This is a genomic window from Deinococcus misasensis DSM 22328, assembly GCF_000745915.1.
In the GTDB taxonomy this organism is placed as follows: domain Bacteria; phylum Deinococcota; class Deinococci; order Deinococcales; family Deinococcaceae; genus Deinococcus_C; species Deinococcus_C misasensis.
Map to the genome: position 1 here is coordinate 245,299 of NZ_JQKG01000003.1, position 13,310 is coordinate 258,608.

Annotated in this window: 10 protein-coding genes; 6 read left to right on the forward strand and 4 right to left on the reverse strand. The window is 52.3% G+C overall.

The window, feature by feature from the left end; all coding sequences use genetic code 11:
• Nucleotides 1-93: 93 nt before the first annotated feature.
• Nucleotides 94-612 (forward strand): transposase, encoded by a 519-nt coding sequence (locus tag Q371_RS04165; RefSeq protein WP_084571220.1) that lies wholly within the window; start codon nucleotides 94-96, stop codon nucleotides 610-612.
• 98 nt (nucleotides 613-710) lie between these two features.
• The gene (locus tag Q371_RS04170; RefSeq protein WP_051963208.1) at nucleotides 711-2,006 is read left to right on the forward strand and encodes an IS701 family transposase; all 1,296 of its coding nucleotides are present in this window, start codon (nucleotides 711-713) and stop codon (nucleotides 2,004-2,006) included.
• Between the two features lie 17 nt (nucleotides 2,007-2,023).
• Here Q371_RS04170 and Q371_RS04175 read toward each other — a convergent pair whose 3' ends face one another.
• The 3 genes from Q371_RS04175 to Q371_RS04185 all read right to left on the reverse strand — a co-directional run bounded on the left by Q371_RS04175 (nucleotide 2,024) and on the right by Q371_RS04185 (nucleotide 5,419).
• Nucleotides 2,024-2,644 (reverse strand): hypothetical protein, encoded by a 621-nt coding sequence (locus Q371_RS04175; RefSeq protein WP_157442508.1) that lies wholly within the window; start codon nucleotides 2,642-2,644, stop codon nucleotides 2,024-2,026.
• A gap of 252 nt (nucleotides 2,645-2,896) precedes the next feature.
• On the reverse strand, nucleotides 2,897-3,346 hold the full coding sequence (locus tag Q371_RS04180; RefSeq protein ID WP_034336465.1) for a hypothetical protein: 450 nt from the start codon (nucleotides 3,344-3,346) through the stop codon (nucleotides 2,897-2,899).
• A 177-nt stretch (nucleotides 3,347-3,523) separates the two neighbouring features.
• A complete protein-coding gene (locus Q371_RS04185; protein WP_034336466.1) occupies nucleotides 3,524-5,419 on the reverse strand; it encodes a glycoside hydrolase family 127 protein in 1,896 nt (631 codons plus the stop codon).
• Nucleotides 5,420-5,613: 194 nt separating this feature from the next.
• On the opposite strand from Q371_RS04185, the gene Q371_RS04190 reads away from it, so the two are divergent.
• From Q371_RS04190 to Q371_RS04205, 4 genes are all read left to right on the forward strand, one after another.
• Nucleotides 5,614-6,423 carry an AraC family transcriptional regulator gene (locus Q371_RS04190; protein ID WP_051963212.1) on the forward strand — a complete coding sequence of 270 codons (810 nt, stop codon included), beginning with the start codon at nucleotides 5,614-5,616 and terminating at the stop codon, nucleotides 6,421-6,423.
• Between the two features lie 94 nt (nucleotides 6,424-6,517).
• Nucleotides 6,518-9,163 carry a glycoside hydrolase family 38 N-terminal domain-containing protein gene (locus Q371_RS04195; protein ID WP_157442509.1) on the forward strand — a complete coding sequence of 882 codons (2,646 nt, stop codon included), beginning with the start codon at nucleotides 6,518-6,520 and terminating at the stop codon, nucleotides 9,161-9,163.
• 187 nt (nucleotides 9,164-9,350) lie between these two features.
• Entirely contained in the window at nucleotides 9,351-10,319 is a 969-nt protein-coding gene (locus tag Q371_RS04200; RefSeq protein WP_034336473.1) for a LacI family DNA-binding transcriptional regulator, read from the forward strand.
• Nucleotides 10,320-10,971: 652 nt separating this feature from the next.
• Nucleotides 10,972-12,633 carry a tetratricopeptide repeat protein gene (locus Q371_RS04205; RefSeq protein WP_034336477.1) on the forward strand — a complete coding sequence of 554 codons (1,662 nt, stop codon included), beginning with the start codon at nucleotides 10,972-10,974 and terminating at the stop codon, nucleotides 12,631-12,633.
• Between the two features lie 363 nt (nucleotides 12,634-12,996).
• Here the strand turns inward: Q371_RS04205 and Q371_RS27510 are convergent.
• Nucleotides 12,997-13,310, reverse strand: a 314-nt coding sequence (locus Q371_RS27510) for a hypothetical protein (RefSeq protein ID WP_034336480.1), incomplete at its 5' end; no start/stop codon positions are given.

Sequence of the window (13,310 nt, forward strand, 5' to 3'; positions counted from 1 at the left end):
TCTAAAGTGCGTTTAAAAAGCCTCTGGGACCACCCGCCTCCGTAGTTCTGATGGCTTGATTGTGGATGATTCCAGCAGTCTCACCGATGCAGAGTGGAAGATCCTGGAGCCGCTTCTTCCCCCAGAGGCGATGACAGGGGTAAAAAGGTCAGTGGTCGTAAAAGGCATATCCTGGTCGACACTTTGGGCCTGATCAAGAAAGTTTACGTTCACAAAGCCAATGTGCATGACCGTTATGGTACCATCAAGGTTTTGAATGGACTGAATGTGGTTTTTCCCCGGATGCAACATGTCTGGGCAGACCAGGGCTATAAGGGCAAACTGGTCAAGGAGGTCAAAACCCATCTGGGATGGACCCTGGAGATTGTTCAGCAAGGGTGGAGTGGTCCGAAAGCCACCTGGGTGAAGGCGGGGAATCCTCTACCCTTGCTGGATATTCCGGAGGGTTTTGTGGTGTTGAAACGTCACTGGGTGGTGGAAAGAACTTTTGCCTGGCTGGGCAAATCCAAGCGTCTGGCGAAGGACTACAAAAAGCTTCTGGAGACATCAGAAAATGTGATTTTCGAGGTTATGATTCGGCTGATGGTTCGCAGACTGGCCAGATCGACTTGAAATGCAGATTTTTGACATCTGAGATACTTTTCAAACGCACTTTAACTGTACTTTGGGGGTATTCAGGGAGACCTTTGGACGGAGGCGCAAAATGAGGAATGAGACACTTTTTTCCTCACTGGTCCAGTCATTTTCCTCAGTGGTTTCAAGACTTTGAGACCCTCTACGCCTACAAAGCCCAAAGGCACTGGGCAGCCACCTACATTCAGGGGCTCTGCAGTCCTGCACACCGAAAAAGCATGCAGCCTCTCTCAGAACTGGTTGCACCGGGGAAAGCAGACTGTATCCAGCACTTCATCACGGACAGCCAGTGGAAAACAGAACCCTTGCAACGTCTGCTTGCCAAAAAGGCAGATCAGCTGCTCGGTGGAGAGCGAGCTGTTTTAATCATCGATGACACCTGCCTCACCAAATTTGGTCGACATTCTGTGGGTGTAGCCCGACAATATTCAGGCCAGGTAGGAAAGTTGACGAACTGCCAGTGCTTGGTTTCGCTCACCCTCGCCAGAGATGAGATCTCCGTTCCTGTAGCCCTGCGACTGTTTTTGCCCAGGGAGTGGACCGAAGACCTAGAGCGTTGCCAGAAGGCTAAAATTCCTTCTGCTGACCAGGAGTTCAAACCCAAGTGGCAGCTGGCCCTGGAAGAGTTGGATCAACTCAAAGACCTTTTGACCTTTGGGGTGGTGCTGGCAGACGCTGCCTACGGAGCCAATGCGCAATTCCGACACGAACTGACCCTCAGAGGCTTGAAATGGTCGGTGGGGGTGCCCAGAACCCAAAAGGTCTATCCCAAAGAGGTCGAAATTCTGCCCCTGATCGCTCCTGCAACCGGACGCCCTCCCAAGTACCCTTCTGCAAGTCACGGCCGGGAGACCATCGAAGACGTGCTGGCCAGAGAAACCTGGCATCATGTGGTCTGGCGACAGGGGACCAAAGGACCTTTGATGGGGAGATTCGCTGCCTGTTATGTGTGTTTGGCAGACGGTCAAAAGAATGGCTATATGTGTCATCTGCCTGGGGAACGGGCCTGGATCGTCGGGGAAGATCGAGGCTCAGAAAAAAAGTATTACGTGTGCAACCTGCCAGAGTTCACTTCTCTGCAGGTGCTGGTGGAGGTTTTGAAGAAGCGCTGGGCCTGTGAACTCAGTCACCGGGAACTGAAGCAGGAGGTTGGGCTCAGCCATTTTGAAGGACGTTTCTGGTATGGCCTGCGTCATCATGCAGTCCTTTGTATCGTGGCTTTATTGTTTTTACAGACCCTTCGACTCAAGTCTGATCTGGATGTACCAGAGCAAACCGTACCTGCCATCAGGGCCTTGGTTGCTGAGGCTCTTAAGCTCCATAGCTCTTGTTTTCGATGTTCAGTAAGGCAAATTGGCTGCAGGGATCCCTGATCCAACCACTTGCAAATCTAAATTTTCAGGGCAGCCTGAAATGACGTGGCCACGACAAAGGACCTCATTTGCCAGCTTTCTTCTCCAGAGAAATTGAGAAGCAAAAGCCGCTTGCCCTTGGTCTGATATGCCCTGGGATTGTAGCCAGGAAGCAAAGTGGGACGCAATCCATGCTGTTCAGCCACATCAAAATAGTCTTGCATCAATTCTTGTGGCCCACTGGCGAACAGTCTGGCTCCTGTAGCCTGGAGAGAATAGGGTCCGAAATGGCCAAACGGACCAAACTTTTGCTCGTTGTGGGCCAGGAGCCAGTCACCCAGAAATTTGGGGACATCTTCAATGTTGCTGGCAATGTATAAATCTTTCCAGTCAGAGGACAATAAATCGATCCGGGGGTGTTGTTCTTCAAGGGTGGAAATATCCTCACAGATGCCAAGGTAGAGATGGTGGTCAACGACCCCTTCAGCCAGAATGGACCACTTCTCATCCACGGTTGGCAAGTGGTCCTCCTGACTGGTAATCCATAAAGTCATCTCCAGCGTATCATCGGTAGATTTAACAGCTTCGAGGATGAGATGGCAGTAGCCTTCTTCTATTGCCATCGACAGCGGGACAAGACGGTCGAGGAGATTCTGCATTTCTGATTCCACTATAGGCTATGCATCGATATGCCAGCTCAAAGTAATTCTCATTTGAATCTCATCCGTGATGAATCTGTGCCCTGTTATTCACAAAGCCCCGAATAGCCCCAGAGTACAGTTAAGGTATGCTGGTGTTTTGCCAGACGGACAGAGGTTCATAGCAGATTGACTGTACCAGTCTGGCTTTTTTATGCCTCAATCAAACTGATATAAAACATGAGCTCCCTTTGGGGTTCTAGAGCCTTCCTCTCAAGAAGCCTGAGGAGCAGCCTCAGCCTGCTGGCGTGAACGTTTGGACGTTTCCGCAGCGTCTCCGTCCAGTTTGCCCAGAGTGGCTGCAAATGCGGCAAGTTCATCGCTGGCTTTCAGGGCCTCGATGGCTGCTGCGTTCAGGGCTTTGAGCTCTGGGGTGGTGACGGCATAAACCTCTGCGGGGTGGCCTTTCAGGTCTGCCAGAGTGCTGTAGCAGGTTTCGGCGTCGGCGGTGCGACCTCGGGCACTGGTGACTTTGTTTTCTTCACTGGTGCTGGGACCAATGGTGGTGATGGTGTTGGCGCGCACCAGAGCAGCACTGGCTTGCCGTTCATCCAGAACTTCGGCAAGGAAGAGCATTTGACGGAGGGCGTTCATGCGGTTGAAAAGCGCAACGTGAGCGCTCATCAGTCCGGCTTTGCGGAGCATGGCATCAGCGTTATCCATACCGAAATGGTAGCATAAAAATACGATAAAAACATAATACGCAAAAAACAGATTCGTGTGATGTTCGAAATGCCCCATATCCATCAAATGGGAAGATGGACCAACCACAGGTGCCAGAGATGTGATTCAAGGGGATTCAGGACCTCGGGGAAAGCACCTCCCCTCAGCCATCATCTTTCAACTCCGCATCCACACCCGCATTTCTCCGCGGCCCCGGTGGTTCCAGAGGGCATAAGGCACGGCTTGCACCGTCTTTGAAATCCAGCGGTTGTGTTTCTGAAAGCTGTACAGACCCGAGTGCCCTTCCAGATCTTCCAGCAGGGCTTCGCCTTCCAGCACCACCACACCTCCCAGCAAATTGGGCTTGAATTTCGCTTGAAAGGCACTGCCAGAAGTCAACTTGACCGTGTGCAAGGGAGCATTCACATCGATCCTTTCAAAGCAGTACACGATGGGACCCCTTTGCAAGGCCACCAGTCCAGCGTCTTGCCTGACCGCAGGATGGGCATGCACTTCATGCACCGGAAGCGGCAAATCCAGCACCAACTGGCTCTGCTTTTCCCAAACGCGCTTCAGATGCACGTAGACCTTCACGGTTTCCAGAGCCACATTCTCACCATTGACCGTCAGGGTGGGGTTCCCAGCGTACTCTGGAATGCGCAAGCTCAGGGTGAATTCCAGAGGGGTTTCGGTCTCAAGGGAGATGTTGACCTGTTCATCCCATGGAAAATCGGTCTCCTGCCTGAGTTTCACCTGCTGGTTTTTGAACGTGAAACTGGCCTCACTGCCCAAGTACAGGTGGATGGCGATGTGTTCTCTGGCCTGTCCATAAATGTACTCTCCCAGAGAGGCCAACAGCCTTGTGACATTGGGTGGGCAGCAGGGGCACACATGCCAACTCCAGCGGTTTTTGTCTCCGTGGGCTTCCAGAGGATTGTCGTAAAAGTAATGCACCCCATCCATAGACACCCCACTGAGCACCCCGTTGTACAGTGCCCGTTCCAGCACATCGGTGTATTTGCTGTCCAGGGTGAGGTTGGCCATGCGCTGTGCCCAGAACACCAGTCCAATGGCTGCGCAGGTTTCTGCGTAAGCGGTGTCGTTGGGCAGGTCATAATCGAAAGTCATGCCTTCATTGGTCATCGAGGAGCCCAAGCCTCCAGTGACGTACATGCGGTGTAAGGTCAGGTCGTCCCAGAGTGTTTCGCAGGCGTGCAGCAAACTGGAATCTTTGGTTTCCTGTGCAAGGTCGGCCATGGCGGAATACAGGTACATCGCCCTCACCGCATGACCCACCACCTTGGTCTGTTCGCGCACGGGCAGGTGGGCCTGACTGTACTCGGGGTTCCATCCTGCAGGGTCCTCGCCACGCTTTTGGGCTTCCAGTTCAAAGTACAGGGGTCGCTGGCCCCGCTCATCCACAAAGTACTTGGCAAAATTTAGATATGCTTGCTGACCTGTCACCCGGTACAGTTTCACCAGAGCCATCTCGATCACCTGATGGCCAGGATAACCGCGCCTCTGGCCTTCATTTGGGCCGTACACGGTCATCCAGTACCGGATGTTTTTCTCCATGATGTCCAGAAAAGAGGTTTTCCCTGTGGCCTGATGGTGGGCCACGGCCGCTTCCAGCAGGTGCCCAGAGCAGTACAGTTCATGGAAATCCCTTTCGTTCCTGAGCTTGTTCTCAGGTTCAATGGCCGTGAAGAAGGTGTTCAGGTAGCCATCTTGCTGCTGTGCATCTGCGAGCCGCTGGATCAGGTCATCCACCTGCTGTTCCAGAGCCGAATCCGGGTGGGTTGAAAGGGTGTAACTTGCGGCTTCAAGCCACTTGGCGGTGTCAGAATCCCACCACATCTGCGGAGTGACCGGATGGTTCCCAGTAGGCCACTTGCGGGCTCGGGGTTCGAGTTTCAGGGCATCGATTGCACCGACCTCCTGCAACTTCTGGTGCTGGGAAGGCAGGGTGGCTTCACGGTTGACGTTCTGCCTCACAGACCAGAAACGGTCCTGAAGGCTCACCTGAGAGAAGGAAACGGGTGTCAAGGCAGGCAAAGGTGTTTTGACAGTCATGGGGCCTTTCTGAACCCAAAACCAGCACGCCTTCTTGCTGCACTTGATGCAGGAAGACAGAACCGGAAATGGCTTTTGGGAGAGGATCAGATACAAACAGCAGTTCTCCAGCATGATCCCACAACACAGAAAGCCCCACAAGATGAGGTAAACTTCAAAAAACAGGACAATTCCGACTTTTCGCAGGAGGACTTTTGATCGCTCTGGATTTCACCAGCACCTTGACCGCTTTCAATGCTGGCCTTTTTGTCAGTCCGGGATATGGGCGGCACCCGGACCGCACCATCGACACTTTCGATCTGATTTTCGTGGTGCAGGGAAAACTGGCCATGCGAGAAGGTGGCACCCCGTACACCGTGCAGACTGGAGAGTACCTGCTTTTGCGTCCCCACCAGAGGCATGCAGGCACACATGATTACCCTGCAGACCTGCAATTCTACTGGGTGCATTTCTCCATGCAGGGAGCGCCACCTCAAACGCCTGTGACCCACCTGACCCTTCCCAGCCATGGCCGGGTGTCCAGACCAGAGCATCTGATTCAACTGTTCCGGCGTTTTCTGGACGATCAGGAAACTTCTGGTGAAATGGGTCTCTCAGGGGCGTTGCTGGTGCAATTGATGCTGCTTGAACTGGCAAGACCCCCTTTGCTTGCGAAGCAGGCTGTGCCTCTGGCAGATCAGGCCCACCGGATCATCCAGTCCAGGTTTCATGAAAAACACCTGTCCACCCAGTGGATCGCCCGAGAATTGAAATCCAACCCCGATTACCTCGGGCGGCTTTACCGGGGGGTGTATGGGATGACCCTGACGGAAAGCCTTCACCGGGCACGTTTGCACATGGCTGCTCGTCTGCTGGCAGAAACAGCGTTCAGTGTGGATCAGGTGGCTTTGAAGTGCGGTTTTGAAGACACTGGGTATTTTCGGCGGTTGTTCAAAAGGCAGCAGGGCATGACCCCGGTGGCATACAGGCGCATCAACAGTCGGGTGCACATCAACACCCTGTGATCCCTGTTTGCAAAAATTTTGCAGAAAAATTGCTTGTTTTTGAGGGGTGTTCCACCATGGAAACCAGAGCCTGCGCTGCAGAAAGGACCCTTCCATGCCCAACCTCAACACCCTTTATGTGGTTCACCACAGCCACACCGACATCGGTTTCACCCTCGATCAACCTCTGGTGTGGGAGTTGCACCAGAGGTTTCTGGACGATGCCCTGAATGCCGCCGAGCACTTCGAGCACCACCCTTTTGAAAGCCGTTTTCGCTGGACGGTGGAGGCCACCTGGCCCCTGATGCGCTGGCTGCAAAATGCCAGTCCAGCAGACATCCAGCGGTTCCAGAGGCTGGAGCAAAAAGGTTTGCTGGAAGTGACCGCCATGCCCCTGAACATCACCCCCCTTTACGATCAGGTGCAGTACGCAGAAAGCCTGAAGTGCCTTGAAATCCTGCGCAACCAGTACGGCCTCACCATCACCTCTGCCATGAATTGCGATGTGAACGGGCACAACTGGGCTCTGGCAGACCTCTTGCTGGACCACGGCATCTCGGGGTTTTCGATGGCCATCAACCACCATTTCGGAGGTGCGCCAGATCCCAGACCGTGGGTGTTTGACTGGCAGGCCCCGAGTGGTCGCACCTTGCTGGCCTTCAATGGCTGGGCGTATGGCAAGGCCAAAGAGTTCGGTCTGGCAGACGCCACCACCGAAAGGTTTCAGCAGTGGTTGCCCCAGATCGAACAGCACCTGCAGAAGATCGATTGCCCTTTGCCCTTCTTGATGGTGCAAGGAGAGCATCCCTACGGAGACAACGCTTCTGTGCACGTGGATTATGCCCGGTTTGCAAAGCTCTGGAATGAAGAGAGGCATGACCTGAAGGTGGTTCTGGCCACCCCGAGGATGTTCTGGCAGGAGGTCGGCCAGCACCGTGACCGTTTGCAAACTTTGCGTGGAGACTGGACCGATTTCTGGAATTTCGGGTGTGTGTCCACCCCCAGAGAGACCGCCATCGACCGTCAGAACCGGGCAAGGTTGTACCGTGCAGATGTGGTGCATGCCCTGACACCAGAGGCGAAAACGCGAAATGGCATGTTCAGGACACGCTGGGCCGGGCAAAGTTTTGAACGTTACCGCACCCGTGCCTGGCAGCAGGTCAACCTGTTTGGAGAACACACCTGGGGTGCGGATTGCGGGATTGGCACGCCAGACACCGATGATGCCCTCTCCCAGAAGAACCACAAATTCCATGCGGCTTACGAGGGACGCAGCCTGAGTTTGATGCTGGAACGGGATGCTCTGGGGGATTTTTCGCAGGAGGTGGCCCGTTCCAGTCCAGAGGACCTGCTGGTGTTCAATCCATTGCCTTTCGAGCGGGTTGTTTCAGGAAAGGTGCCATACCAGACCTTGCAACCCAGAGGAGATGCACAGAACACCACCGCCACAAGGCACTTTCAGGGGCATTACGACTGGCCCACCCAGATGTGGACCGGGCAGAACCAGACGCACCTCGGGGGAAATCTGGGTTTTGTGCTGTCTCCTGTGACGGTTCCAGCTTGCGGGTACAGGGTGGTGCCCCGTTCCAGTGTGCTTCACTTCGAAACATCGACGGTTTCTCAGGATCAAACCGTGTCCAACCACCGCCACACCTTGCATTTTGATGTTCAACAGGGAGGCATCCTGTCATGGCAAGACAAGGCGCTGCAGTGCGAATGGGTTGACCCTTCGGACACTGCACTTTTTCGCCTGATGCACGAGGAGGTCGCAGACCGTGGGCATCCATGGCCCCGCCAACTCGTGAATGACATGGACTGGGGCACCACCGTCCAGAATCCCAGAGGATGGCAGGAACACTGGGTCGCCAGGCGCAATCAGGACAGCCGGGTGTTGCAGCATCAGGTGTACCGCAATGCTCTGGGCACCACCATCGAACAGGTGCTGGAACATCCGGCCGCCTCCCATTTTGCCCAGAGGGTGTTCCTGCCAGACCACGCAGACTGGATCGAACTGGAAACCGAACTGGTGTTGCACCAAGACAGCCACCCTCAGAACGTGTACCTGATGTTTCCTTTTGCTTTGCCCAGCGCACAAGTGGTCCTGAACATGGCCCAGACCCCCACCCGTCCAGAGCTGGACCAGTTGCCCCTGACCTGTCGGGATTTTTTCACAGTGCAAGACTGGCTGGATTTTCAGGGGGATGCTCGGGGCATGCGGGTGGCATTGCCGGACAATCCGATGGTGCAACTGGGTGGTTTTCATTTTGGTCGCAACCTGCAAACCTTTGAACTGGGAAACCCCACTTTGCTGTCTTGGCTGTATGGAAACTTCTGGGAAACCAACTTCCAGCCGTTTCCTTCATCCATGCTGACGGCCCGTTACAGGTTGCTTCCTTATGCAGGTCCTTTTGATGAGGGTGCCTCGCACCGGTTTGGACAGGACGCCTTGCATGCCAGACCTCTGGTGCAACACTTGCATGAACCTGCATCCCCTGTCTTGCCAGAGGGGGGCACGTTGCTGCATTTGCCTGAAAGCCCGGTGCTGGTGTTGCAACTTTGCAAGACAGGGGATGGGGTGCTGGAATTGACCCTCCTCAATGCCAGCAATGCCGATGTGACGGCCAAATTGTCCTCGGCCCTGTTGCACATCCATGAAGCTTGGACCTCCGAAGGTCCTCTGGAGGTTCTGGATGGAACGGTGCTTTTGAAGATTTTGCCCCGCAGAAGACAAAAGCTCATGTTGAGGGTCAGAGGGCCATGAACATGGAAACAGCTCTGGCGAAAAATGGATCCATCAAGACCATGTAAGGTTTTATGCAAGGTTTTTCAGCCTGAGGGCCTTCGGAGGTCCACAAAGGTGAGCATGGGCAACCCAGCACCCTGAGAAGACCCACATCAGGTGCAGGCTTGCAACAATTTTGCAAACTTCTTGCGAGGTCTTTTTGCCCATGCAACAATCGGTCATGCGCTACAAGTACGGTCCCATTGCCGAAGCAGCAGGGGTGTCCATCGCCACCGTCTCAAGGGTGATGCGCGGAGACAAAGGCCCTTCCGATGAAACCCGTCAGCGGGTGATGCGGGCAGCCCAGCAGGTGGGATACTTCTCGCTGGCTTTCCACCCGAGGACCGAGTTGCTCTTGCATGGCGACGACGGAGCCGAACAACGTCCATTTTTTTCACAGCTTTATGGCAGCATTGCCCAGAGGGCACGCCACCTGAAACTCCGGGTGTCTCTGGTGCGTTCGCCCCACGATCCTGCCCCTTATGGGGTGGTGGTGCTCGGGCAATCGGCCTTTGACCAGATGCCTCTGAATGCTTATCCAGAGGCTCCAGTGGTGCTGGTGGACATTGAAGATGACTGCCATGATCGGGTCTTGACCGACAACGAGCACTCGGGCATGCTGGCGGTGCGCCACCTCTGCGAAGTGGTCCCACCCGAAAAAGGCATTGCCGTGATCATTGGACCCCACCACAATTACAGCTTTCGAGAACGGGGAAGGGGGGCCACCGAAGCCTTGCGCCGAATGAAACGCCTCACCCCTCACCTGATTCATCCCCTGAACCATGAACACACCCTCGGGTTTCAGGAAGGCCAGAGGGCAGCCCCTTGGGTGCTGGAGCATCTTTCAGACATCGGAGGGGTGTTCATTGGAAACGATGCCTCGGCTCTGGGCCTGATGCAAAGCCTGCTGGCTGCAGGGGTGCGGATTCCAGAGGACCTGAAAATCATCGGTCATGACGATGAATTGGGTGCAGCACAGGCCACGGTTCCCCTCAGCACCATTCGGGTAGATTACCGCAGCATGGGCCAATGGGCGGTGGATCTGGTGCTGTATCGCCTGATGGACCCTGAGCGTCCAGCGGTGCGGGTGATGCTCTCTGGAACCTTGATTGAGCGGGCCAGCACAGGCCCGTAAAAGATTCCCTCGGGTTGAAGCAGAGGGGTTTGATTCAGGTGATTCATCTGATCTGGATTTGCATCAGAAAAAGGTTCATCAGACGGAATTTTCTTGAAGAATAACGTTATTCCTTGGGATGCACTTTGGGATGCGCCTGTGGTGGGAGGAGGAAGCACCTTCTGGTGAGCCAAGCAAGAGGAGACGCATCCTGTGAGTATCAAAGCCCCAATTGGCAGCAGGGTGGGGATCCTTTTAAAAAGACCCCACCAATGCTCTGTGGACAGCTGAGGTTTTGTTCACATGACCAGAACCTCAGGCTGGGATGGGCCATTTTTGCATGCAGAACTGAAACAAATTGAAATTGGTTTTCGTGTTTTTCAAATCCTCATGCAAGTGTTTTTGGTGGGTTTTTGTGGGAGATCGAGATGTTTGGAGCACTGCATGTGATGTCTTGCACTGCCGTTTTTCGTGATGAACAATTTGGTGGTGTGATTTTTTGGTTTTTGGTAAATTGATTCATGCTGTAAGGATCAAAGGACCGTGCGAAGCTTGCCCGTTTGAGGAACTTCGACAAGGTGTGGTCACCATCATGTCCACAGTTTCATTCAGAAAAAACACAAAACGGATGAATGACATCCACACTTGAAATTCAGCATGCAAAGGGGTCTTCATGCAACAGCTTCAAAGATCGATTGGTGAACTTTACGATCAAGCCATCAGCATCAAACCAGATTTTGTGCCCAGAAGCACCACCCAATTGTGTTATTTGTTGTCTGAGCATGAACTGGGATGCCAATGGTATGCCTCTCTGCACAAACCTGACGCTCTGGAAGAACGTTTTGTGGGCCTGTGCCATCTGGCTCTGGGCAACAGAGAATTGGCCTATGAACACGCTTTGAAAGCTCTGGAAATGGGATGCCAAGAAGCCCGAATTGATCTGGTGCGGCTTTACAATGTCATGGGCAAAACAGAAAAACTGCAGCAGGAGATGGCAACTCTGGATGTCTCGGGGTTTGATCGATACAACCAAGCCTTGTGGCATCGCATTTTGAGTTCGATTCATTCACTGAACAATGAAATGGATGAAGCCATCAACCAGATTGAAAAGGCTTGGCAGATCATTCAATGTGCTCCAGAATTCCCATTTTATGCACCTGATATTTTATTGATGTATGGACTACTTTATGGTGTTACAAATGATAAAGAAAGAAATGCTTATTATTTGTCTCGTGCTGAAGAGATATGCAAAACCCAGTACAGATTTCATATCAAGCTTCTAAAAATCATGTCATTTCTGGACTATGCCCGTCTGGATGGAGTTTGGGATACGGCCATGGAAGTTCGTGAACACAGTCCAAGCATTCAGCATAAAATTGACTCCAATATTTCCTTGGGAAGAATTCTACTTTGTTATGGACAAGTCAAAGAAGCTCGGCCATATTTTGAGGAAGCTTCCGATTTGGCAGTTAAACATGTGATGAAAAATTATACTTTTAATACCTATGGATATCTTGCCATGGTTTACCATAAGTTAAATTTACACCATAAAATGAAAACCATGCTTCAAAAAATGCAAAGGCACACTGGTCATGAATTGTATGATGGGCTTTTGAAATGCTACATTTCCTACATGGATGATTCGCTTTCTCCGGCAGAATCATTGAAAGCTTCAGATGAAGCCTTGAGTGTTTTTGAGGGAACAGGTCATACTTTGGAGCTTTTGAGGGTTTACATGTATCGTTGTGAAGTCATGAGAAAGCATTTTCCTGAAAAATTTGAATCTGCGGTTGAAAAACTGGTGGGCTTCATGATTGCAAATGAAATGTGCGATAGCAGCTATGAAGATTGGATTTTTATTGAAGAGGTCTTTGATTTCATCAACCTGAAATACCCTGGTATCATTCCTGTGGTCACCTCTAATGAGATCCGCATCACCACCATCAATGCAGAGCGCATTCAGTACAATGGTCGTGATTTGAAACTTCCCCTCAGCAAGACCCTGGAACTGATCGTTTTTCTTTTGCTCAACAAAAAGGCTTCTTTGCAAAGCATCCTCTCGCAGGTGTTTCCAGACCTCGAACCCACCCGAGCAAAAAATTACTTTCACCAGATCAAACACCAGATGACTGAAAAAGTGGGTTTGCTGGTGATTGCCTACGATGCAAAATCGAGAATGTATGGCATCGAATCCAAGTACCAGATTGCTCTGGATGTTCAAGAACACCTCGAACAAAAGTGCAAAATTGAAGGTGTCTTTCTGCCTTCCAGTGGTACAGATTGGGTGGTGGAAATGAACAGCAGGCTCATGCAAGACCATCCTGCAGAAGCATAGAAGGTTTCAACCAGAATCGGACACTTGCAAGTGTCCGGTTCTTTCTGTTCAGGACTGTAAAATGAAAGAATTCTCTGAAATTCGTAAGTGATTTATAAGTGCCAATTGTGTAATCTCGCTTGGAGTGGCGGGTTCAATCCATGACGTTTCAGACGCATTCTTGCCCTCATTGATGGTTTTCTGGGAACTTCAAGTTTGTTTCTCAACGCATCACACAGAAAGGAGAGGGTTTGATGGTCTGGATCCATCCACCCATGGATTTTTCATGTTTGGTTGTGATCGGTCCATGCGAAAAGAATTGAACCAGAATTTTTAGCATCCACATTATTGACCCTTGGGGAATTTGATGAAGTTTTGGACGGTTCAGAGGCCGAAAAACTGCTGGAAAAGTTTGACCCTCTTTTGTTCCCAGGTCCCCATATTCCAGCGGAATAACTGTCCCTCATGAAACATGGCACTTACACCTGACGTCAGCACCAGATCTGCTTCCTCTGTCACAGGTCGGTGGTCCTCAAACCACAGCAATTCCCGATCCAGAAGCAGCGATTCTACCTCCCCCCGGCTGAACGGTGCCAATGGCCAGTCAGCCGCGAAATCAGGATCCTGACCATAACCCCTTACATTGACATAGAGGTTCTCTGCCAGGCCTTCTACAAAGGTGATCTGTAGACGACCAT

Coding starts and splice junctions, on each gene's coding strand:
- Q371_RS04175 (WP_157442508.1), bottom strand. CDS start 2,644: ATGCAGAATCTCCTCGACCGTCTTGTCCCGCTGTCGATGGCAATAGAA.
- Q371_RS04180 (WP_034336465.1), bottom strand. CDS start 3,346: ATGGATAACGCTGATGCCATGCTCCGCAAAGCCGGACTGATGAGCGCT.
- Q371_RS04200 (WP_034336473.1), top strand. CDS start 9,351: ATGCAACAATCGGTCATGCGCTACAAGTACGGTCCCATTGCCGAAGCA.
- Q371_RS04205 (WP_034336477.1), top strand. CDS start 10,972: ATGCAACAGCTTCAAAGATCGATTGGTGAACTTTACGATCAAGCCATC.
- Q371_RS04185 (WP_034336466.1), bottom strand. CDS start 5,419: ATGACTGTCAAAACACCTTTGCCTGCCTTGACACCCGTTTCCTTCTCT.
- Q371_RS04195 (WP_157442509.1), top strand. CDS start 6,518: ATGCCCAACCTCAACACCCTTTATGTGGTTCACCACAGCCACACCGAC.
- Q371_RS04170 (WP_051963208.1), top strand. CDS start 711: ATGAGACACTTTTTTCCTCACTGGTCCAGTCATTTTCCTCAGTGGTTT.